At 58.8% G+C, this 19,223-nt stretch carries 21 protein-coding genes; 9 read left to right on the top strand and 12 right to left on the bottom strand.

Translation table 11 applies throughout. The annotated features are described in order from the left end of the window. Positions 1-137 precede the first annotated feature (137 nt). The 4 genes from QF010_RS17570 to QF010_RS17555 all read left to right on the top strand — a co-directional run bounded on the left by QF010_RS17570 (position 138) and on the right by QF010_RS17555 (position 4,278). Positions 138-1,154, top strand: a complete 1,017-nt coding sequence (locus tag QF010_RS17570) for a Bug family tripartite tricarboxylate transporter substrate binding protein (protein WP_429533609.1) — start codon at positions 138-140, stop codon at positions 1,152-1,154. 53 nt (positions 1,155-1,207) lie between these two features. Next, complete coding sequence (locus QF010_RS17565; protein WP_429533608.1) at positions 1,208-1,741, top strand: tripartite tricarboxylate transporter TctB family protein; 534 nt, start codon at positions 1,208-1,210, stop codon at positions 1,739-1,741. Then, positions 1,738-3,267 carry a tripartite tricarboxylate transporter permease gene (locus tag QF010_RS17560; RefSeq protein WP_033056148.1) on the top strand — a complete coding sequence of 510 codons (1,530 nt, stop codon included), beginning with the start codon at positions 1,738-1,740 and terminating at the stop codon, positions 3,265-3,267. The genes QF010_RS17565 and QF010_RS17560 overlap by 4 nt, the downstream gene beginning before the upstream one ends. 69 nt (positions 3,268-3,336) lie before the next feature. After that, a complete protein-coding gene (locus QF010_RS17555; protein WP_033056149.1) occupies positions 3,337-4,278 on the top strand; it encodes a LysR family transcriptional regulator in 942 nt (313 codons plus the stop codon). A 33-nt stretch (positions 4,279-4,311) separates the two neighbouring features. Here QF010_RS17555 and QF010_RS17550 read toward each other — a convergent pair whose 3' ends face one another. Both QF010_RS17550 and QF010_RS17545 read right to left on the bottom strand, forming a co-directional pair. Next, positions 4,312-5,175: a DMT family transporter gene (locus tag QF010_RS17550; protein ID WP_429533607.1), complete on the bottom strand. Its 864-nt coding sequence runs from the start codon at positions 5,173-5,175 to the stop codon at positions 4,312-4,314. A gap of 112 nt (positions 5,176-5,287) precedes the next feature. Then, the gene (locus tag QF010_RS17545) at positions 5,288-5,452 is read right to left on the bottom strand and encodes a hypothetical protein (protein WP_165353262.1); all 165 of its coding nucleotides are present in this window, start codon (positions 5,450-5,452) and stop codon (positions 5,288-5,290) included. Between the two features lie 448 nt (positions 5,453-5,900). On the opposite strand from QF010_RS17545, the gene QF010_RS17540 reads away from it, so the two are divergent. Further along, positions 5,901-6,098 carry a hypothetical protein gene (locus tag QF010_RS17540; protein ID WP_156363910.1) on the top strand — a complete coding sequence of 66 codons (198 nt, stop codon included), beginning with the start codon at positions 5,901-5,903 and terminating at the stop codon, positions 6,096-6,098. A gap of 53 nt (positions 6,099-6,151) precedes the next feature. On the opposite strand, the gene QF010_RS17535 is transcribed toward QF010_RS17540, so the two are convergent. Both QF010_RS17535 and cysK read right to left on the bottom strand, forming a co-directional pair. Then, complete coding sequence (locus tag QF010_RS17535) at positions 6,152-7,090, bottom strand: aspartyl/asparaginyl beta-hydroxylase domain-containing protein (protein ID WP_429533606.1); 939 nt, start codon at positions 7,088-7,090, stop codon at positions 6,152-6,154. 209 nt (positions 7,091-7,299) lie between these two features. Further along, positions 7,300-8,274, bottom strand: a complete 975-nt coding sequence (gene cysK, locus QF010_RS17530) for a cysteine synthase A (protein ID WP_033056153.1) — start codon at positions 8,272-8,274, stop codon at positions 7,300-7,302. Between the two features lie 96 nt (positions 8,275-8,370). Between cysK and QF010_RS17525 the strand changes: the two genes are divergently transcribed. Continuing rightward, positions 8,371-9,477, top strand: a complete 1,107-nt coding sequence (locus QF010_RS17525) for a DUF748 domain-containing protein (RefSeq protein WP_488169046.1) — start codon at positions 8,371-8,373, stop codon at positions 9,475-9,477. Here QF010_RS17525 and QF010_RS17520 read toward each other — a convergent pair. Then, positions 9,474-9,977, bottom strand: coding sequence for a DUF2442 domain-containing protein (locus QF010_RS17520; RefSeq protein WP_429533604.1), 504 nt, complete (start codon positions 9,975-9,977; stop codon positions 9,474-9,476). The two genes, QF010_RS17525 and QF010_RS17520, sit on opposite strands and share 4 nt — an antisense overlap. 230 nt (positions 9,978-10,207) lie before the next feature. On the opposite strand from QF010_RS17520, the gene QF010_RS17515 reads away from it, so the two are divergent. Together QF010_RS17515 and QF010_RS17510 are read left to right on the top strand one after the other, a co-directional pair. Then, positions 10,208-11,053 carry an AAA family ATPase gene (locus QF010_RS17515; RefSeq protein ID WP_008153159.1) on the top strand — a complete coding sequence of 282 codons (846 nt, stop codon included), beginning with the start codon at positions 10,208-10,210 and terminating at the stop codon, positions 11,051-11,053. A gap of 33 nt (positions 11,054-11,086) precedes the next feature. After that, complete coding sequence (locus QF010_RS17510) at positions 11,087-12,265, top strand: vWA domain-containing protein (protein WP_429533603.1); 1,179 nt, start codon at positions 11,087-11,089, stop codon at positions 12,263-12,265. Between the two features lie 112 nt (positions 12,266-12,377). Here the strand turns inward: QF010_RS17510 and QF010_RS17505 are convergent, their stop codons facing one another. From QF010_RS17505 to QF010_RS17490, 4 genes are all read right to left on the bottom strand, one after another. Then, on the bottom strand, positions 12,378-13,304 hold the full coding sequence (locus QF010_RS17505) for a 5-oxoprolinase subunit C family protein (protein WP_429533602.1): 927 nt from the start codon (positions 13,302-13,304) through the stop codon (positions 12,378-12,380). Continuing rightward, positions 13,301-14,005, bottom strand: coding sequence for a 5-oxoprolinase subunit B family protein (locus tag QF010_RS17500; RefSeq protein WP_429512226.1), 705 nt, complete (start codon positions 14,003-14,005; stop codon positions 13,301-13,303). The genes QF010_RS17505 and QF010_RS17500 overlap by 4 nt, the downstream gene beginning before the upstream one ends. Continuing rightward, positions 14,002-14,754, bottom strand: a complete 753-nt coding sequence (locus QF010_RS17495; protein ID WP_129442002.1) for a 5-oxoprolinase subunit PxpA — start codon at positions 14,752-14,754, stop codon at positions 14,002-14,004. The genes QF010_RS17500 and QF010_RS17495 overlap by 4 nt, the downstream gene beginning before the upstream one ends. Positions 14,755-14,817: 63 nt before the next feature. Beyond that, positions 14,818-16,104 carry an MFS transporter gene (locus QF010_RS17490; protein ID WP_033056162.1) on the bottom strand — a complete coding sequence of 429 codons (1,287 nt, stop codon included), beginning with the start codon at positions 16,102-16,104 and terminating at the stop codon, positions 14,818-14,820. A gap of 172 nt (positions 16,105-16,276) precedes the next feature. Between QF010_RS17490 and QF010_RS17485 the strand changes: the two genes are divergently transcribed. Beyond that, on the top strand, positions 16,277-17,191 hold the full coding sequence (locus QF010_RS17485) for a LysR family transcriptional regulator (protein ID WP_429533601.1): 915 nt from the start codon (positions 16,277-16,279) through the stop codon (positions 17,189-17,191). A 154-nt stretch (positions 17,192-17,345) separates the two neighbouring features. Here the strand turns inward: QF010_RS17485 and QF010_RS17480 are convergent, their stop codons facing one another. The 3 genes from QF010_RS17480 to QF010_RS17470 are packed head-to-tail and all read right to left on the bottom strand — an operon-like array spanning position 17,346 to position 19,207. After that, positions 17,346-17,888 (bottom strand): DUF2937 family protein, encoded by a 543-nt coding sequence (locus tag QF010_RS17480; protein ID WP_033054031.1) that lies wholly within the window; start codon positions 17,886-17,888, stop codon positions 17,346-17,348. A 12-nt stretch (positions 17,889-17,900) separates the two neighbouring features. Further along, positions 17,901-18,677 (bottom strand): class II glutamine amidotransferase, encoded by a 777-nt coding sequence (locus QF010_RS17475; RefSeq protein ID WP_033054032.1) that lies wholly within the window; start codon positions 18,675-18,677, stop codon positions 17,901-17,903. 32 nt (positions 18,678-18,709) lie between these two features. Next, on the bottom strand, positions 18,710-19,207 hold the full coding sequence (locus tag QF010_RS17470) for a hypothetical protein (RefSeq protein ID WP_033053470.1): 498 nt from the start codon (positions 19,205-19,207) through the stop codon (positions 18,710-18,712). Positions 19,208-19,223: the final 16 nt, after the last annotated feature.

Below are 19,223 nucleotides of genomic sequence, written 5' to 3'. Positions count from 1 at the left end.
CTGCCATGACCTATAACCGCAGGCTATCGGTGTATGTATTGTTTTGACTAGACGCGGGCTCCGAGGCTTCACACACTCACTCCAGGCTTGCAGCTTTGACAAGTCACTCATAACAACTACAAAAACGAGGCCCTTCCATGCGAAATGCATTCGTCCGTCGCACATCCCGTCTGTTTCTTGGCTGCACACTGGTCGCCGCCGGCGCCCTCCCCGCACTGGCCAGCGCCGCCTGGCAACCGGACAAGAACGTCGAAATCGTCGTCGCTGGCGGCCCCGGTGGCGGCACTGACCAGCTCGGTCGGCTGATCCAGTCGATCATCACCACCCATAAATTCCTCGACGTGAATACCATCGTCCTCAACAAGGGCGGCGGCAACGGCGCCGAAGCCTTTCTCGACCTGAAGATGAACAAGGGCGATCCGGAAAAGCTGGTGATCGGCACCAACAACATCTACCTGTTGCCGCTGGTGTCCAAGCTCGGCTATCAATGGCAGGAACTCACCCCCATAGCCGCCGTGGCCGAGGATGATTTTATTCTCTGGAGCTATAAGGGCGCGCCGTGGAAGGACGCCAAAAGCTTCTACGAAGCGGTCAAGGCTGACCCGTCGAACCTGCGCATGGGCGGCAGTCAGTCCAAGGATGTCGACCAGACGTCAACCCTGCTGCTGAACCAGACCACCAACAGCAAACTGGTGTACATCCCGTTCAAGAGCGGCAGTGAAGCCGCGACCCAACTGGCCGGCAAACACATCGCCGCCAACGTCAACAACCCCAGCGAAAGCATCAGCCAATGGCGCGGTGATCAGGTCGAACCGCTCTGTGTGTTCAGTAAAGAGCGCATGAGCTACACCGAGAAAGTCGCCGGCGAAAAATCCTGGGCCGACGTTCCAACCTGCCACGAACAGGGGCTGGGCATCGATCAATACCGCTTCCCGCGCACCGTGTTCATGCCCGGCGAAGTCACCGCTGAACAGCGGGCGTTCTATGTCGAGCTGATGCGCAAAGTCACCGAGACTCCGGAGTTCAAGGCCTACGTCAAACAGAACGCGCTGGTGCCGACCTTCCTCGAAGGCGAGCCGCTGACCGCCTACATCGAGAAAGACACCGCCCGGGTCACGCCGGTGTTCAAAGAAGCCGGCTGGCTGAAAAACTGAGTTGTCCACGGCCGTCCGCCCTGCGCACGGCCGTCACCTCTGGAGGTGCTTTGATGTCCCATTCTTCGGATTCACCAGCGCTGGTCGGTACCCGCTGGGTCGAACTCGGCCTGGCACTCTTCACCACGCTGATAGGCGCGGTGGTGATGTTCGGCAGTCTCGAACAAGGTATCGGCTGGGGCGATTCCGGCCCCGAGCCGGGTTACTTCCCCTTCTACATCGGCCTGATGTTGAGCGCCGCCAGCGTGGCCAATGGCGTGTTGACCGTGGTGCGCTGGCACGCCCTGAGCATTTCATTCGTCAGCCGCAGTGCGTTCAAGAAAGTGTTGTCGGTGTTCATCCCGATTGCGCTGTTCGTCGGTGCGATGCCGTTTACCGGCATCTACGTGGCCTCGGCCTGTTTCATCGCGTGGTTCATGTGGCGTGACAAGGTCCGCGCCAAGCCTTACGGCAAATGGATGATCGGCAGCGTGTCCTTTGGCGCGGTACTCGCCAGCTATCTGATTTTCGCGTTGTGGTTCAAGGTCCCGCTGGATGCCGGCCCGATGGGCGACTGGATTGCCCTGGCCGGGAGATCTTTCAAATGAGCGAATTCGATTCCCTGCTGCAAGGCATGAACCTGATCCTGACCCCGGGCCACATCGGCCTGATGGTGATCGGCGTGCTGCTGGGCATTCTGGTCGGCGTGTTGCCCGGCCTCGGCGCCCCTAATGGCGTGGCGTTGCTGCTGCCGCTGACGTTCACCATGTCGCCGGTGTCGGCGATCATTCTGCTGTCGTGCATGTATTGGGGCGCACTGTTCGGCGGTTCGATCACCTCGATTCTGTTCAACATCCCCGGCGAACCCTCATCGGTGGCGACCACCTTCGACGGTTACCCGATGGCCCGCGAAGGTCGCGCCGCCGAAGCCCTGACCGCCGCGTTCAGCTCGGCGCTGATCGGCGCGTTGGCCGGGGTGTTGTTGCTGACGTTCCTGTCGACAAAGATCGCCGCGTTCGCCATGTCGTTCAGCTCGCCGGAGTTCTTCGCGGTGTACCTGTTGGCGTTCTGCACCTTCATCGGCATGAGCAAGAACCCGCCGCTGAAAACCGTGGTCGCCATGATGATCGGCTTCGCCATGGCCGCTGTCGGCATGGACACGGTTTCGGGCAACCTGCGCCTGACCTTCGACCAGCCAATCCTGATGACCGGCATCAGTTTCGAAGTGGCAGTGATCGGCCTGTTCGGTATCGGCGAAATCCTCTGCACCGTCGAGGAAGGCCTGGTGTTTCGCGGCGAGCATGCGCGCATCACGCCGATGGTCATCCTGCGTACCTGGGCCAAGTTGCCGCGCTACTGGTGGACGATTGTGCGCAGCACGTTGGTCGGTTGCTGGATGGGCATCACGCCCGGCGGGCCAACGGCGGCGTCGTTCATGAGCTACAGCCTGGCGCGGCGTTTCTCGAAGAACCGCGAGAACTTCGGCAAGGGTGAACTCGAAGGCGTGATCGCCCCCGAAACCGCTGACCACGCTGCCGGCACCAGTGCCCTGCTGCCGATGTTGACGCTGGGCATTCCAGGGTCGGCGACGGCAGCGGTGATGCTCGGCGGTTTGATGATCTGGGGTCTGCACCCTGGCCCGACGCTGTTCGTCGAGCAGCATGATTTCGTCTGGGGCCTGATCGCCAGCATGTACTTGGGCAACGTCGTCAGTCTGATCGTGGTGTTGGCCACCGTGCCGCTGTTCGCTTCGATCCTGCGGATCCCGTTCTCGATCATTGCACCGATCATCATCATGGTCTGCGCCATCGGCGCCTACTCGGTGCACAACTCGTTCTTCGACGTGGTGCTGATGCTGGGCTTCGGCGCGCTGGGTTATCTGTTCAAGAAACTCGGTTACCCGATCGCCCCGCTGGTGCTGGCGGCAGTGTTGGGTGACAAGGCTGAAGATGCATTCCGTCAGTCGATGCTGTTCTCCGACGGGCACCTGGGGATCTTCTGGTCCAACCCATTGGTGGGAAGCCTGACCACGGCGGCGCTGCTGATGCTGTTCTGGCCGTTGATTTCCAAGGCGCTGCAAACCCTGATGGGCCTGCGCAAACCCCACATCGCCAAGCCAAAATCGGTGCTGTGACACAGCAATGCTGGCAACGCCTGACATTTGTTGTCAGGCTTGCCGCAGTCCTTTTTGCGAGCATGGCCCATGACCCGAATTCCTGAAGCCAACGTGATCCACAGCCGACTGCGTCTTCGCCAACTGCGGCTGATGCTGGCGTTGCAGGAATTCGGCTCATTGCGCCGCGCCGCCGACCACATCGGCATGACCCAACCGGCGGCGACCAAGATGCTGCACGAGGCCGAGGACCTGCTCGGCGTAGAGCTCTTCGAACGCCTGCCTCGGGGCATGCGCTCTACCCCCTTCGGGGAAACCGTCATCTACTACGCGCGCATGGTGTTTGCCGAACTCAGCGGCATGCGGGAAGAACTGGTCGCGCTGGAATCCGGCAACCTTGGCCGGGTCGCGGTCGGTGCGATTCCGGCGCTGGCTTCGGGGCTGTTGACCCGCACCATCGCGACCTTGAAACAGAGCCATCCACGCTTGTCGATGAGCATCCAGGTCGATACCAGCGACGTGCTGGTGCAAGCACTTCTGCAGGATCAACTGGATATCGTATTGGGTCGGATTCCGGCAGGTGCCCGGGCCGAAGAATTGCTCTTCGACAGCCTCGGCGAAGAAGCTTTGTGCGTGATTGCCGGCGCGCAAAACCCACTGGCGCAGGAGACGCAGCTGAGCTGGGCGGAATTGCAGAACATGACCTGGGTACTGCAACAACATCCAAGCCCGATGCGCGCGATCATCAATCAGGTGTTTCACAACGCGCGGGTCGACATTCCCAGCAGCATCGTTGAAACCACCTCGATCATGACCCTGCTCTCGTTGGTGCAGCAGACCGACATGCTCGGTGTTACACCGGTGTCGGTGGTCGAGGATTATCCTGGCCGTGATTTGCTGGCGGTTTTGCCGATCAAGTTCGAAGCGCGGTTGCCGCCGTTCGGGCTGATCACTCGGCGTCATCGTATTCAATCGTCGGCGATGCAGGCGTTCATGAATTCGGTGCGGGCCGAGCATGCGCTGGCCAAATAAAAACGGCCCGGAGCAATGCTCCAGGCCATTTTTTTATGCTGCCTTACGGAATACGAATACCAATCCAATGATGATCAGCAACATGCCCAGCATGCTCAACGCCGCCAGCCGGTTGCCGAAAATCAGGTAGTCCATGACCGCCGTCACCGCCGGCACCAGGTAAAACAGACTGGTGACATTGACCAGGTTGCCCCGTGCAATCAGCCGATACAGCAGCAACGTCGCCAGCACCGACACCACCAATCCCATCCACAACACCGGCACGATGAAACCGGTGCTGTGTTCGAAATGAAAGGGTTGGAACGGCACGAAGACTCCGCAGAGCAACAGCCCCGCCAGGTACTGCACTGGCAGCGTGCCGAGTGGATTGTCGGTGATGCGCTTTTGCATGATCGAACCGAACGTCATGCTCGCCAGCGCCAGCAAACCGAAGAGCATACCGGCCAATGACATACCGGCCAGACCGATGCCTTGGTAAACCACCATGATCAACCCGGCCAAGCCCAGTGCCAAACCAAACATTCTGCTGGCTGATCGCTGACGCTCCATGATCACCACGGTAAGAATGGGCTGCACGCCCATGATCGTGGCCATGACGCCGGGTGTGATTTTCAGGTCCAGGGCCAGCAGATAGAAAATCTGATAAGCCCCCAGCAACACCACGCCCGTGGCCATCGCATACAGCATCGGCTTGCCACTCTTGGGCAGCTTCAACTTGAGCAACGGCACCAGCAGCACCAATCCGCAGATTGCGATAGCGAAGCGAATCAACAGAAAAGCAAAGGGGGACGCATGGGCCAGGCCCCATTTGGAGAAGATCGCCCCGCTGCTCCACAGTAAAACGAACAGGCTCGTGGACGCCGCCGCGAGCGCGGTTTTTTTCAAAAGGACAAACATGAATACCACCTGTAGTCAGGCAAAAAAAGCCAACTCAGCCGAAGCTGAAATTCAGTAGTTTTTCAGGCGTGAGCTTTTTCAGACGGGCATGAGAACAGCAAAAAGAAGCTGATCAGCCCGAGAAGCCAACGCCTGGCGGTGATACGACTGCGCACACCGGCGTGCTACTGACAGGTGGAGGGTAATGACTGATCTGCGCAGGCTGCTGATTCCCGCACGGCACGACGCCAGCGTTGACCGCTGAATCGACTACCGCGTTGATGAGGGAAGCTGGCATGGGCTGATCTTTTTTGAGGGCCGTGCTGGGGAAAGCAGGCGAGCGCCGACTATAACCAGCCCGCGACATAGATTGCAATGACTTGGTCAAAGGGCCAGTAACGACAGCTGCCACGCCGCAATCTACCTTGGAAAGAAATGCAAACGCCCGCTATGAGGGACATGGAATGCACGAGATCACATGCCAAGGGAACGGACGCATCTTCGGTATCAGTTATATCGGTCGAGGGCTAGAACGCTTGCTGCTACCAGCGCTGCTCAGTTGCAACATGAACTGGAACTGGCAGGCCCAACGGACATTGATCTATCGCGAGTGCGGTTTGACGCCATCAATGCGCAGGCGCTGGATGCTTGCGAGCGCTGGAAGGTGCGATTTCTGTTTATAAACGACTCGACTTCAACGAAGACGCTGAAGGTCGACTTGTCAAAACTGTGGAGAGCCTAGTAACGTGAAAACTGTTCAATTAATGACCGATGACGGAGAAAATATGCACGGAGTCATCAGAAATCCCCGCATAAAAAAACGTTCCTCTGCCCAGGAAAACAAGACTGTTAAAGTAGAACTGACGGCCAGTCAGCGGCGCATTTTGCAGGTCCTTGCGACGGGCATCGAAGGCGAACCTGACGTACTCGCCGGGCGACCATAACTTCGGCGAAAAAAAACCGCTCCAATGAGCGGTTTTTCATTTCTTGTCCGGAATCACCCAAACAACCAATACCCCAACAACGTCAATATCACCACCGCCAGCACCGGTCGCAACACCCGGTAGGCCTTGGGATTACGACGCTTCCACCGCTTGACCACACCGCTGAACTTGTCGCTGGAGTTCTTGCTCCAGGCGTAAGCCCGGTTAATCCCGCCAACACGTTCATCATCAAGATTCTGCGGTGCAGTGGCGCGCCCCAAAAAGCTGCTGATCCCGCGGTTGATGCGGGTCATCAGGCGGTTGCTCAGCGGTCGTTCGATGTCGCAGAACAGGATGACCCGAGTCTTGTCGGTTTCATTCTTGACCCAATGCACATAGGTTTCGTCGAACATCACGTCTTCGCCATCGCGCCAGGAGTAAACCTGACCGTCGACGAAGATCCGGCAATCGTCGGAGTTCGGCGTTGACAGCCCCAAGTGATAACGCAGGGAACCGCCGAACGGATCACGGTGCGGGTTGAGATGGCTGCCGCCTGGCAGCAACGCGAACATGGCGCCTTTGACGTTGGGAATGCTGCTGAGCAGTGCCACTGTTTTCGGGCACAGGGCTTCGGCCGATGGCAGTGGTTTGTCGTACCACTTGAGGTAAAAACGCTTCCAGCCTTTCTTGAAGAACGAACCGAAGCCGGCGTCGTTGTTCTTTTCGGCGGCGCGGATGTAACCCTCGTCGAACAAATGCATCGCTTCGTCGCGGATGACTTCCCAGTTGTCCTTGAGCACATCCAGTTCCGGGAACTTGCTGCGGTCAAGATAGGGTTTGGATGGCACGCTGGAGAACAGGTACATCAAGGCGTTATAGGGTGCGAACAAAGCCGAGTGGTTGACGAACTGACGCAAGACCGGCAAACGTGCCTTGCCGCGCAAATGCACATAGAGAGTGCTGCAGAAGAACAGCAACAAAAGCGACGCCTTCGCGGCAAGGGAAACGGTCATCAACGACTCCTTGATAGTAGACAACGTTGCACAACGCCATTTACCCGACGTGGCAGTCAGCCATGATAAACACTACCGGCCTCGGGAAGAACCCGTGTATCTCAACATTCAGTGTTAAGGATTGCGCAATAAAGCACTTCTTAACATAAAGTTCCTGAACGGGGGCTGACCTGAGTCACCCCCTCCCACTGGATGAAAAATCGCAACACCTACTGCAGATTCTCCTGCTCGGTAAACAGATCACTGAACAGCATGCTCGACAGGTAGCGTTCACCGGAGTCCGGCAGGATCACCACGATGGTCTTGCCCTGCATTTCCGGGGTTTCCGCCAGGCGGACGGCCACCGCCATGGCGGCGCCGCAGGAAATGCCGCTCAAAATCCCTTCTTCCTGCATCAGGCGCAGGGCCATGGCCTTGGATTCTTCATCGCTGACCAACTCAACCCGATCGACCATCGACAGATCAAGATTCTTCGGCACAAAACCGGCACCAATACCCTGAATCTTGTGAGGGCTCGGCTTGATTTCTTCACCGGCCATTGCCTGGGTGATGACGGGCGACACCACTGGCTCCACCGCCACCGAAATAATCGGTTTGCCCTGGGTATTCTTGATATACCGCGAAACTCCGGTAATGGTTCCACCCGTTCCGACGCCTGCCACCAGTACATCGACTGCACCGTCGGTGTCGTTCCAGATTTCCGGACCGGTCGTTTTTTCGTGGATGGCGGGGTTGGCAGGGTTCTCGAACTGCGACGGCATGAAGTAGGCAGCCGGGTCGCTAGCGACAATTTCAGCTGCCTTTTCGATCGCTCCTTTCATGCCCTTGGCCGGTTCGGTCAGTACCAGTTCGGCCCCCAGTGCCTTGAGCACTTTGCGTCGCTCGATACTCATGGACGCCGGCATGGTCAGCATCAGCTTGTAACCGCGAGCCGCCGCAACGAACGCCAGGCCGATGCCGGTATTGCCTGAGGTCGGTTCGACGATGGTCATGCCAGACTTGAGTTTGCCGGTGCTTTCGGCGTCCCAGATCATGTTTGCACCGATCCGGCACTTGACCGAGTAACCGGGGTTACGCCCTTCGATCTTGGCCAGGATGGTTACGCCGCGAGGGGCGATACGGTTGATCTGCACCAGCGGCGTATTGCCGATGGAATGGGCGTTGTCAGCGTAGATACGGCTCATGGCTGGGTCCTTATACAGCGTTAAATTAGCTCTCCAAGGTATGCCTGTTGCCCTTGATCGTCCAGTCAGTCGAACGTCCTGCAACCACAGCAGTCAATGGCTTTACAACGCCAGAGATTTGCCATCATGAAACGCAGATACAGTTGGCCCCTGTGGACCCTCGCCGGCCTCGTCGTGTTGCTGATTGCCCTGCACATCGCCCTGCCCTACATCGTGCGCGACTACCTGAATGACAAGCTGGCGAACATGGGCGATTACCGTGGCCAGATCACTGATGTGGACCTGGCCCTGTGGCGCGGTGCGTACAAAATCAACGGGCTGAAAATCGTCAAGGTCGAAGGCAAGGTCCCGGTGCCTTTCGTCAACGCGCCACTGATCGACCTTTCCGTCAGTTGGCACTCGCTCTGGTACGACCACGCCGTCGTGGCCGAGGTGAAGTTCTTCAAACCCGAGGTGAACTTCGTCGACGGCGGTGCCAACAAGCAAAACTCCCAGACCGGTCAGGGCACCGACTGGCGTGCGCAGTTGAGCAAACTGGCCCCCATTACCTTGAACGAAGTTCAGATCAGCGATGGCAAGATCAGTTTCCGCAACTTCAACTCCAAGCCCCCCGTGAACATGAACGCCACTCAGGTCAACGCCAGCATTTACAACCTGACCAACGTGGTCGACACCAAAGGCAAACGCGACGCTCGCTTCGACGGCAAGGCGCTGCTGCTAGGGCACGCGCCACTGGAAACCACCGCCACCTTCGACCCTTTAAGCAACTTTGAAGAATTCGAGTTCCGCCTGCGGGCCAAAGACATCGAACTCAAACGCATGAACGACTTCGCCTCCGCCTATGGCAAGTTCGACTTCAATGCCGGTCACGGTGATGTGGTCATTGAAGCGCAGGCTAAAAAAGCTCAATTAACGGGTTACATCAAACCGCTGCTGAAGGACGTCGACGTGTTCAATTGGCAGCAGGACGTCGAGAACAAGGACAAAGGAATTTTCCGTTCCATTTGGGAGGCCATCGTCGGCGGCTCCGAAACAGTGCTGAAAAACCAGGGCAAGAACCAGTTTGCGACTCGCGTGCAACTGAGCGGCAATGTGCATCGCCGAGATATCAACGCATTCGAGGCTTTTTTGCAGATTTTACGCAACGGCTTCATCCAGGCCTTCAATGCCCAATACGAACGGCCCAAGCCGGACGCCGGTTAAGGCTTGCGTGTGACGGTATAGCGACCGCTTTCTTCGGCCGCCCGCGCCGGGTTTGATTGCTGCTGCAAGAAGTCCCAGCCCAGGCAGGCCAGTGCCAGCGATCGTGGAACGGCTTCACGACCACTGCAGTAACGCGTGATGCTGCGGGCACTGACCCCTAACGCTTCGGCCGCCTGATTGAGCGGCAGCCCGGAACGAGCGCGCCAGTCGATGAAGATCCGGGTGTTTTCGTCCGATGCGTTTTGTGCGAGCGCATCCAGATATAGAGTGTCTGCGCCGATCTGGATGTCCAGTTCGGGCCACTCAACGCTCCAGCCATCATCACCCACGGTTGCACCGTCGAAAGCACCAGCCTCCAGCAACGGCTGCAATCCTGGATAGGCGCGCAGGTCCCGACTCAAATCGAGGTTCAGTTGCTGACCGTCGACAAAGGTCAGCATAAGGCGGTGATCCGGCAACGCCTGCACGGCCGACAGCCGTGGTCGTTTCATGGGTAACATCGTTTCCAATCCTCCAGCAATTGCACCTGACGGGCAAGCTATCGCCAAAATGGCGATAGCTCAATACTGGCCAGCGGCCGAGACTGAGTCAAGATGTGACGCCCCATTCAGAGACTGAATAAGCCGTCTGCGTTCACAGTCGACCGGGCACCGCGTTATAGTCGGGTACTACAATTATTACGCCCCGCCCTGCTTCGTTCAGGTCGGCGTTACCGTTCGAGGATTAGCAGATGAAGTTCGAAGGCACCCAGGCCTACGTCGCCACCGATGACCTGAAGCTGGCGGTCAACGCCGCCATCACCCTGGAGCGTCCGCTGCTGGTCAAGGGCGAGCCGGGCACTGGCAAAACCATGCTCGCCGAGCAACTGGCCGAGTCCTTCGGCGCCAAATTGATCACCTGGCACATCAAGTCCACCACCAAGGCGCATCAAGGCCTGTACGAGTACGACGCGGTCAGCCGCCTGCGCGACTCGCAGCTGGGCACGGAAAAGGTCCACGACGTTCGCAACTACCTGAAGAAAGGCAAGCTCTGGGAAGCCTTCGAGTCCGAAGAGCGGGTGATCCTGCTGATCGACGAAATCGACAAGGCTGACATCGAGTTCCCGAACGACTTGCTGCAAGAACTCGACAAGATGGAGTTCTACGTTTACGAGATCGACGAGACCATCAAGGCCAAGAAACGCCCGATCATCATCATTACCTCCAACAACGAAAAAGAGCTGCCGGACGCCTTCCTGCGTCGCTGCTTCTTCCACTACATCGCCTTCCCGGATCGCACCACGATGCAACGGATCGTCGACGTGCACTACCCGAACATCAAGAAGGACCTGGTCAGCGAAGCGCTGGACGTTTTCTTCGACGTGCGCAAGGTACCGGGTCTGAAGAAGAAGCCATCGACCTCCGAACTGGTGGACTGGCTGAAGCTGCTGATGGCCGACAACATCGGCGAAGCGGTACTGCGCGAGCGTGATCCGACCAAGGCTATTCCGCCGCTGGCAGGCGCTTTGGTGAAGAACGAACAGGACGTGCAATTGCTTGAACGTCTGGCGTTCATGAGCCGTCGCGGCACTCGCTGATCCCTCTGTTTAACAAGATAGAGGGCGATAGCCATGCTGCTTAACCTGTTCAATGAAATGCGCGCCGCCAAAGTGCCGGTCTCGGTACGGGAGCTGCTGGACCTGATCAACGCGCTGAAGCAGCGCGTGACCTTCGCCGACATGGACGAGTTTTATTACCTGTCCCGGGCGATTCTGGTGAAGGACGAAAAGCATTTCGACAAGTTCGACCGGGCGTTCGGTGCCTATTTCAACGGCCTGGAAAAACTCGACGACCACCTTCAGGCATTGATCCCGGAAGACTGGTTGCGCAAGGAGTTCGAGCGTTCGCTGACCGACGAAGAGCGGGCGGCGATCCAGTCCCTCGGCGGCCTGGACAAGCTGATCGAGGAGTTCAAGAAACGCCTCGAAGAACAGAAAGAACGTCATGCCGGCGGCAACAAGTGGATCGGCACCGGCGGCACCAGTCCGTTTGGCTCTGGCGGTTTCAACCCGGAAGGCATTCGGGTCGGCGATGCCGGCAAGCGTCAGGGCAAAGCGGTCAAGGTCTGGGATCAGCGCGAGTACAAGAACCTCGACGATTCGGTGGAGCTGGGCACGCGCAACATCAAGGTCGCCCTGCGCCGGTTGCGCAAATTCGCGCGCCAGGGGGCGGCGGAAGAACTGGACATCGATGGCACCATCGACCACACCGCACGCGATGCCGGGCTGCTGAATATTCAGATGCGTCCGGAGCGGCGCAACACCATCAAGCTGTTGCTGCTGTTTGACATCGGCGGCTCGATGGACGCCCACGTGAAGATCTGCGAAGAGCTGTTCTCGGCCTGCAAGACCGAGTTCAAGCACTTGGAGTATTTCTACTTCCACAACTTCATTTATGAATCGGTGTGGAAGAACAACATGCGCCGCACGTCCGAGCGCACTTCGACCCAGGACCTACTGCACAAATACGGCGCCGACTACAAAGTGATCTTCATCGGTGACGCCGCCATGGCACCGTACGAAATCACCCAGGCCGGCGGCAGCGTCGAGCACTGGAACGAAGAAGCGGGTTATGTGTGGATGCAGCGGTTCATGGAGAAGTACAAGAAGATCATTTGGATCAACCCGTATCCGAAAGATACGTGGGGCTATACGTCTTCGACCAACATCGTGCGGGACTTGATCAACGACCAGATGTACCCGCTGACGTTGCGGGGGCTCGAAGAAGGGATGCGGTTTCTTTCCAAATAAAAATCGTTGTTGTCTGTGATGCCGCCTTCGCGGGCAAGCCTCGCTCCTACAGGTTTCGGTGTTCGTGCGTTGTGCATTGACCCTGTAGGAGCGAGGCTTGCCCGCGATGCTTTTAGCGGCTGACGAATCGGCGCAGATACTCGACTTGCTCTCGATGCGCCACATCCTGCACCACCGGTTTCAACCGCACCTGCGTCCCCGGCAGACACTGCGCCAGCCGTGCCAATGCCAACGGCGTCAACGCCCCCAATCGCGGATAACCACCAATGGTCTGCCGATCATTGAGCAACACAATCGGCTGCCCGTCCGGCGGCACCTGAACCGCACCCAGCGGGATGCCTTCGGAAATCATCGGCTTACCCTGATACTGCAACGCCGTTCCCAGCAAGCGGATGCCCATCCGGTCGGCACGGCTGTCGAGGGTCCAGACGCTGTTGAACGCGTCGAACGAACTCTGTCCACTGAACTCGCCGATCTGCGCACCGAGTACAAGGTCCAGCGGCGCGTTGAGTTTGAAATCCGGCACCTGTTCGCGCGCCAATTCCCGCAGCAGGAGCAGCGAGCTGCCCGAGTAGCTCAACTGCGCATCTTTGGCCAATGCCCGGCCCATGCCATCCAGCCCGCCGAGTTCCTCACGGACCACCGTTGCGCTGCTGCCCAACACCTTTGGCGCATCAAATCCGCCCGGGGCCGCCAAATAGGCCCGAGCCCCAAGCAGCGGCTGAGTGAATTGCAATTGCTGACCTTTGTTCAACCTGAAACTGCGCCACGGTGCCAACGCCTCGCCATCCACCTGCGCCCCCAGATCCGCCCCGGCCAACGCCAGCACGCAATCCTCTTCGGCAACGACAGTAAACCCGCCGAGGGTGATTTCAATCACCGGTGCATTCAGGCTATTGCCCAGCAACCAATTGGCCCATGACATCGATCGCCAGTCCGCCGCCCCGCCCTGGGTCACACCCAGGTGCCGCACGCCGAAACGGCCAGCGTCCTGTAACAGGCACAGCGGTGTACTCGCTTCTATTGATAGACGGCTCATGCCTGCGCCTCCAATGGCGTGTCATCACCGCCCAGATTGATGAATTCAGCATGGCTGACGGCTTCGAAGCGCACTGTGTCGCCTGGTTGCATCAGGCTGTAGCCGTCGCGTTCGCGGTCGAACAATTTGGTCGGGGTGCGGCCGATCAGATTCCAGCCACCGGGAGACACCACCGGGTAAGCGGCCGTTTGGCGTTCGGCGATACCGACGCTGCCCGCGGCTACCTTTTTACGCGGAGTGTTCAAACGCGGCGCCGCCAGCGCTTCTTCCACCAGCCCCATGAAGGCGAAACCCGGCGCAAAACCCAAGGCGAACACCTGATACTCGCGCTCGCTGTGGCGGCGGATCACTTCATCCACGGCCAATCCGCTGCGCTGGGACAACAGGCTCAACTCCGGGCCAACGCTCAAGTCATACCAGACCGGCAACACATGACATTTGCCGCGGGTGCAGGCGTTGGGCGACAAATCGATCAAGGCCTCAGCGATCAACTCCCGAGCCTGGGCCGGACTCAACGCGGTCAGATCGTAATGCACCATCAATGTCGTATAAGACGGCACCAGATCGATCAGATGCCCGGCGAACGCAGCACGCAGACTTTCACTGGCGGCGAGCATCCACGGCATGTTCGCTTCGGCTATCTCATCGAACAGGCGCACCATCAAGCAATCCAGCGCCACCACTTCTACCCGGATTTTCATGGCGCGCTCTGCTGATCAAGTGCTTCGCGAATACGCCGCACGGCGGCTACCGAACTGGCGTTGTCGCCGTGTACGCAGAGGGTGTTGGCCTGCAAGTGCAAGGCACTGCCATCGCTGGCCGTGAGGTTGCCGCCGCGGGCAATGGTCAGTGCCTGCTCGATGATTGTTTCGGGATCGTGATGCACCGCGCCCGGCAGTTGCCGCGAAACCAGCATGCCCGCGCTGTCGTAAGCGCGATCGGCAAAGGCTTCGAACCACAAGGTCACGCCGTATTCATCGCCCAATTGCTGAGCCGCGCTGTTGTCGCGAGTGGCCATCAACATCAGCGGTAACTCACGATCATAGGACGCCACAGCCTGAAGCACCGCGCGCAATTGCGCCGGGTTAGCCATCATGTCGTTGTACATCGCACCGTGCGGCTTGACGTAACTCACCCGCCCGCCCTGAGCCCGGCAAATGCCGTCGAGGGCACCGATCTGGTAATGCACAATGTCCTGAAGTTCCTGGGCGGTGTAGGCCATGGAACGGCGGCCGAAGCCGACCAGATCCTGATACGCCGGATGAGCACCGATCTGAACCCCGTTGCTCAGGGCCAGGCTGACAGTCTTGCGCATGATGCTCGGGTCGCCGGCATGGAAGCCGCAGGCGATGTTGGCGCAATCGATGAAGGGCATGACCTCGGCGTCCAGACCCATGGTCCAGTTGCCGAAACTCTCGCCGATGTCGCAGTTCAATAGCAGGCGGCTCACGGTGAACACTCCTGTAAGTTTTATTCTTTTCTATCTGTACGGCATTTGCCCGCAGATTATCAATTACTCGGCTTCAAGTTGCTTGCCACGGGTTTCCGGCAGGCTCAGGGCCGCAAGGATCACCACCCCGTAGGACACCGCCGCAAAAGCACCGATTCCCACGCTCAATGGCACCTTCTGACTCATCAAGCCGATCAACAGCGGGAACAACGCCGCCAGCGCCCGGCCGATGTTGTAGCAAAAGCCCTGACCCGAACCGCGAATCCGCGTTGGAAACAGCTCGGTCAAAAACGCGCCCATGCCGCTGAAGATCCCCGAGGCGAAGAAGCCCAGAGGAAAGCCAAGCCAGAGCATCACGCCATTGCTGACCGGCAATTGGGTGTAGAGCAGAACAATGGTGAACGAGCCGACCGCGAACAGAATGAAGTTCTTTTTACGCCCGAGGATGTCAGTCAAATACGCGCTGATGACGTAACCGACGTAGGAACCGACGATCACCATCGCCAGATAACCGCCCGTACCGAGTACGCTCAAACCGCGTTCGTTCTTCAGAAAGGTCGGCAACCAGGAGGTGATCGCGTAGTAACCGCCCAGAGCACCGGTGGTCAGCACCGAGGCGCGAATCGTGGTGAAAAGGATGCCGGGAGCGAAGATCTCGTAGAATTTTGCCGGATTACTGGGTTCTTGCTTAGCCTTGGCTTCGCGATAGATTTCCGGGTCCTTGACCAGTCGACGGACGAAGATCACAAAAATTGCCGGCACGATGCCAAGGATGAACAGTGCGCGCCAGGCGTCTTCCGGCGGCAGTACCGAGAACAGCAGCGCATACAAAATCGCCGTCAGTCCCCAACCCAATGCCCAGCCGGATTGCACCATGCCAACAGCCTTGCCACGGTCCTTGGCGCGAATCACTTCGCCCATCAGCACCGCGCCGGCGGTCCATTCGCCGCCGAAACCGAAGCCCATCAGCGTGCGGCTGATCAGCAGTTGTTCGTAGTTCTGGGCGAAGCCGCAGAGGAAGGTGAAGAAGGCGAACCACAGAACGGTCAGTTGCAGCGTGCGTACGCGACCGATGCGGTCGGACAAAATCCCTGCCACCCAACCGCCGATGGCCGAGGCGATCAGGGTGCTGGTGTGAATCAACCCGGCCTCGCCGGTGGTGATGCCCCACATCGCAATCAGGGTCGGCACCACGAAGCTGAGCATCTGGGTGTCCATGCCGTCCAGGCCATAGCCGATCTTGCAGCTCCAGAAGGTACGGCGCTCCTGCTTGTTGATGTTGCGGTACCAGTCGAAAGGTCCCGGGCGAACCGTGGCTTTGGGGATGTCGAGCGTGTCGGGCGCACTCATGGCAAATCTCCGCGCTAATTTTTATTGGTATTGTTCTGAGCCCCGACGACGCCTATCGTGGGAACCGGATGGCCTGATTTTTGGGCTCCTGCCCTGTTGTGTCCAACTAATAAAAACCCGCCCTAGACATAAGAAAACCTTATCCCAAAGGCGGGTCGCAAGAGCTGACCCCATGAACCTGAAGTTTCTCGAGACCTTTGTCTGGGTCGCCCGACTCAAGAGTTTTCGCCTGACGGCAGACAAGCTCTTCACCACCCAGGCGTCGATTTCCAGCCGCATTGCCGTGCTCGAAGGCGAGCTCGGGGTGAAGCTGTTCCTGCGCGATTCACGTGGCGTGAGCCTGACGCCCGAAGGCTTGAAAGTGCTCGAGTACGCCGAGCAAATGATGGACACCATGCAATCCCTCAAGCAGTCGATCGAAACCCGTTCGAGCAAGGTCGGACGGGTTCGCATCGGCGTGATGGACACGGTCATCCATACCTGGTTGAGCCCGTTGGTGGCGCAAATGATGGATCACTATCCGCTGGTGGAAATCGAGTTAGTGGCCGATACCGCGCTCAACCTCTGCGATCAGCTGCAAAAAGGCTTTCTCGATCTGATCCTGCAAACTGACCTGTTGCGTCAGGAAAGCGTGCGCAGCCTTGAGCTGGCCAGTCACCCGATGGGCTGGATCGTTGCCAGCAATTCGATCTACAACCGCGAGTATTCCGGCATCGCCGATCTGGCGCGCGAGCGCATCATTACTTACTCGAAAAACTCACACCCGCATCAGGACATTTTGAGTTTGATGCAGGCCAATGGCGTCATGGCACCACGGCTCAACTGCGTGAACTCGGTATCGGCGATCACCCGGTTGCTGCGCGACGGTTTCGGTATTGGCGCGCTGCCGCCGGTGCTGGTGGCCGAAGAGCTGGCGCGGGGGGAATTGACCTTGCTGGCCATCGATCAACGGCCACCGAATTTGCAGGTGGTGGTGTCGTGGCGGGTTGGCGTGGAGTGGGTCGAAGAGATTGTTTCGTTATGTCAGCAGGTGCTGGACGGGTATGCGAAGAAGGTGGGTGAGAACTACATCGTCCTCGCGCGATAACCTTAATGTAGCAGCTGGCAAAGCCTGCGTTCGGCTGCGAAGCAGTCGTCAATCCAGCCAGCTCGGTTTACCTGAAACACCGCGGTGCCTGATTTCGCGACTGCTTCGCAGCCGAACGCAGGCTTCGCCAGCTGCTACAGGTCGGTGGCGCTCATTACAGTCCGCGCACATCCCGATCTTCGATCGGCCGGCTCTGGCGCAGGCGTTTGCCGCCCAGCACCACCCAGTCGATCAGACGGAACAGGCATTCAATGCCGAACGACAGCAGCAACGCCCCGCTCATGCCCCAGATCATCGCTTCCGGCGTCAGCAGGATCTGGTAGCTGTAGCCGTTCCAGGTTTCCTTGCGAATGTCCGGATCAGCCGCCAGCGCAACCTGCAGGAGGCGGATGTACCACGGGCCCTGCATGGCCTGGAACTGTTTATCGAGCGCCAGCTGACGGGTCAGCAAGGTGCTCAGGCTGTCGGCATCGCTGCGAAAAATCGGATCGTCGCTGGCACGGTAATGGGCCACCAACGCCTGCACGTCCCCCTTGAAGAACTGATTCGCCGTGCCCTGAAAACCGCTCAGACTGGTCTGCGCCTCAATCAGATGCGCTTCGACCCGTTTGGCATAATCGCTGATGAACCCTGGCACCTGGACACCGATCAACAGGCCCGCCGCGAACAACACCAGCCGTAGATAACTGAGCAACATGAGGGGGAATCCTTATTCGGTCTTGCCCTGGCTGACGCATTCACCGCGTCGCCAGAGGCTCCATTGGCCCGGTTCGTAGCGGGTCCAGGTTTCGTTTTCGGTCAAGGGTTCGGTGGCGATCACCGTGACCACGTCGTTGGGCGTGGTTTCGGCCTGGAAATCAACGATCACATCGACGTCCTTCAAACGCGCCGGGCCGAATGGCGCACGACGGGTGATTTGCGCCAATTTGGTCGAGCAATAGCAGAACAACCAATCGCCATCGCTGAGCAGGCAGTTGAACACGCCTTTGCTACGGTATTCGGCGCAGGCGGCCACCAGGTCCGGCAGCAGCTCTTCGATTTCTACCGGTTCCGGGAACGCTGCGCGCACGCGGTTGAGCAAATCGCAGAACGCCGCTTCGCTGTCGGTATCGCCGACCGGGCGATAAAAACTCTTGATCGGTTGAAACTCGGCGAGCTGGCCGTTGTGGGCAAAACACCAGTTACGGCCCCACAGCTCACGCACGAATGGATGGGTATTGGACAGGCAGACCTTGCCGACATTGGCCTGGCGGATGTGCCCGATCACCACTTCGCTCTTGATCGGATAGCGCTGCACCAGGTTCGCGACTTCGGATTCGCAGCTCGCCGCCGGGTCCTGAAAAAGGCGCAGGCCACGGCCCTCGTAAAAAGCGATGCCCCAGCCGTCACGGTGCGGACCGGTGCGGCCGCCGCGCTGCATCAGCCCGGTGAAGCTGAACACGATATCGGTCGGCACATTGGCGCTCATGCCCAATAACTCACACATGCTCGGATTCTCGCTGAAAGGCGGGGGCAAGGTTACAGACGCGGTTCGACCCGCATTCGCTGAGGGTTGCTCGGCACCGGTGGGCGACCGTAACGATCATCGCCCGCACCACCGAAAGGATGATCCTCTTCAGGGTCATCGGCCCGGGCCGCAGCCTTGGCAGCGGCAGCCTGTTCCTTGCGAGCGTTGGACGCACGTTCGATAGGGAAACGGATCGCCACGAATACCAGGTAAATGCCGAAGGCGATCATGCCGTACATGAACAGGTCGGAAATCGCCCGCCACGCGTTGTTGCCGACCTTGAACAATAGATCAAGGGCAGTAATGGCGATGGCCGGGGCAACCTTTTCCTTCACCGGATCAATGATGGTCGGGCTGAACAGCAACACGGCAACCAATAGCCGTAACGGCTCACGCAGCCAGCGCCACATCCAGCGGGTGATACGCATCCACACCAACAGGCAGCCCAAAGCGGCAAAGGCGTAGAGGCCCCAAGCGATCAGATAGTCGTTCTCGGTCATGGTGTCCATGGCAAGGCAGGCAAAG

The organism is Pseudomonas silensiensis, from assembly GCF_050434865.1.
Classification (GTDB): domain Bacteria; phylum Pseudomonadota; class Gammaproteobacteria; order Pseudomonadales; family Pseudomonadaceae; genus Aquipseudomonas; species Aquipseudomonas fluorescens_W.
The sequence above is the reverse complement of the archived record's forward strand: the minus strand, read 5'-3'. Positions and strand labels throughout refer to the sequence as shown.

What these genes read in the sequence shown, in the direction of transcription:
- QF010_RS17555 (WP_033056149.1), top strand. Translation starts at nt 3,337, where the DNA reads ATGACCCGAATTCCTGAAGCCAACGTGATCCACAGCCGACTGCGTCTT.
- QF010_RS17525 (WP_488169046.1), top strand. Translation starts at nt 8,371, where the DNA reads ATGGCTTTACAACGCCAGAGATTTGCCATCATGAAACGCAGATACAGT.
- QF010_RS17520 (WP_429533604.1), bottom strand. Translation starts at nt 9,977, where the DNA reads ATGTTACCCATGAAACGACCACGGCTGTCGGCCGTGCAGGCGTTGCCG.
- QF010_RS17510 (WP_429533603.1), top strand. Translation starts at nt 11,087, where the DNA reads ATGCTGCTTAACCTGTTCAATGAAATGCGCGCCGCCAAAGTGCCGGTC.
- QF010_RS17475 (WP_033054032.1), bottom strand. Translation starts at nt 18,677, where the DNA reads ATGTGTGAGTTATTGGGCATGAGCGCCAATGTGCCGACCGATATCGTG.
- QF010_RS17480 (WP_033054031.1), bottom strand. Translation starts at nt 17,888, where the DNA reads ATGTTGCTCAGTTATCTACGGCTGGTGTTGTTCGCGGCGGGCCTGTTG.
- QF010_RS17550 (WP_429533607.1), bottom strand. Translation starts at nt 5,175, where the DNA reads ATGTTTGTCCTTTTGAAAAAAACCGCGCTCGCGGCGGCGTCCACGAGC.
- cysK (WP_033056153.1), bottom strand. Translation starts at nt 8,274, where the DNA reads ATGAGCCGTATCTACGCTGACAACGCCCATTCCATCGGCAATACGCCG.
- QF010_RS17565 (WP_429533608.1), top strand. Translation starts at nt 1,208, where the DNA reads ATGTCCCATTCTTCGGATTCACCAGCGCTGGTCGGTACCCGCTGGGTC.
- QF010_RS17570 (WP_429533609.1), top strand. Translation starts at nt 138, where the DNA reads ATGCGAAATGCATTCGTCCGTCGCACATCCCGTCTGTTTCTTGGCTGC.
- QF010_RS17490 (WP_033056162.1), bottom strand. Translation starts at nt 16,104, where the DNA reads ATGAGTGCGCCCGACACGCTCGACATCCCCAAAGCCACGGTTCGCCCG.
- QF010_RS17485 (WP_429533601.1), top strand. Translation starts at nt 16,277, where the DNA reads ATGAACCTGAAGTTTCTCGAGACCTTTGTCTGGGTCGCCCGACTCAAG.
- QF010_RS17515 (WP_008153159.1), top strand. Translation starts at nt 10,208, where the DNA reads ATGAAGTTCGAAGGCACCCAGGCCTACGTCGCCACCGATGACCTGAAG.
- QF010_RS17500 (WP_429512226.1), bottom strand. Translation starts at nt 14,005, where the DNA reads ATGAAAATCCGGGTAGAAGTGGTGGCGCTGGATTGCTTGATGGTGCGC.
- QF010_RS17560 (WP_033056148.1), top strand. Translation starts at nt 1,738, where the DNA reads ATGAGCGAATTCGATTCCCTGCTGCAAGGCATGAACCTGATCCTGACC.
- QF010_RS17470 (WP_033053470.1), bottom strand. Translation starts at nt 19,207, where the DNA reads ATGGACACCATGACCGAGAACGACTATCTGATCGCTTGGGGCCTCTAC.
- QF010_RS17545 (WP_165353262.1), bottom strand. Translation starts at nt 5,452, where the DNA reads ATGCCAGCTTCCCTCATCAACGCGGTAGTCGATTCAGCGGTCAACGCT.
- QF010_RS17505 (WP_429533602.1), bottom strand. Translation starts at nt 13,304, where the DNA reads ATGAGCCGTCTATCAATAGAAGCGAGTACACCGCTGTGCCTGTTACAG.
- QF010_RS17535 (WP_429533606.1), bottom strand. Translation starts at nt 7,090, where the DNA reads ATGACCGTTTCCCTTGCCGCGAAGGCGTCGCTTTTGTTGCTGTTCTTC.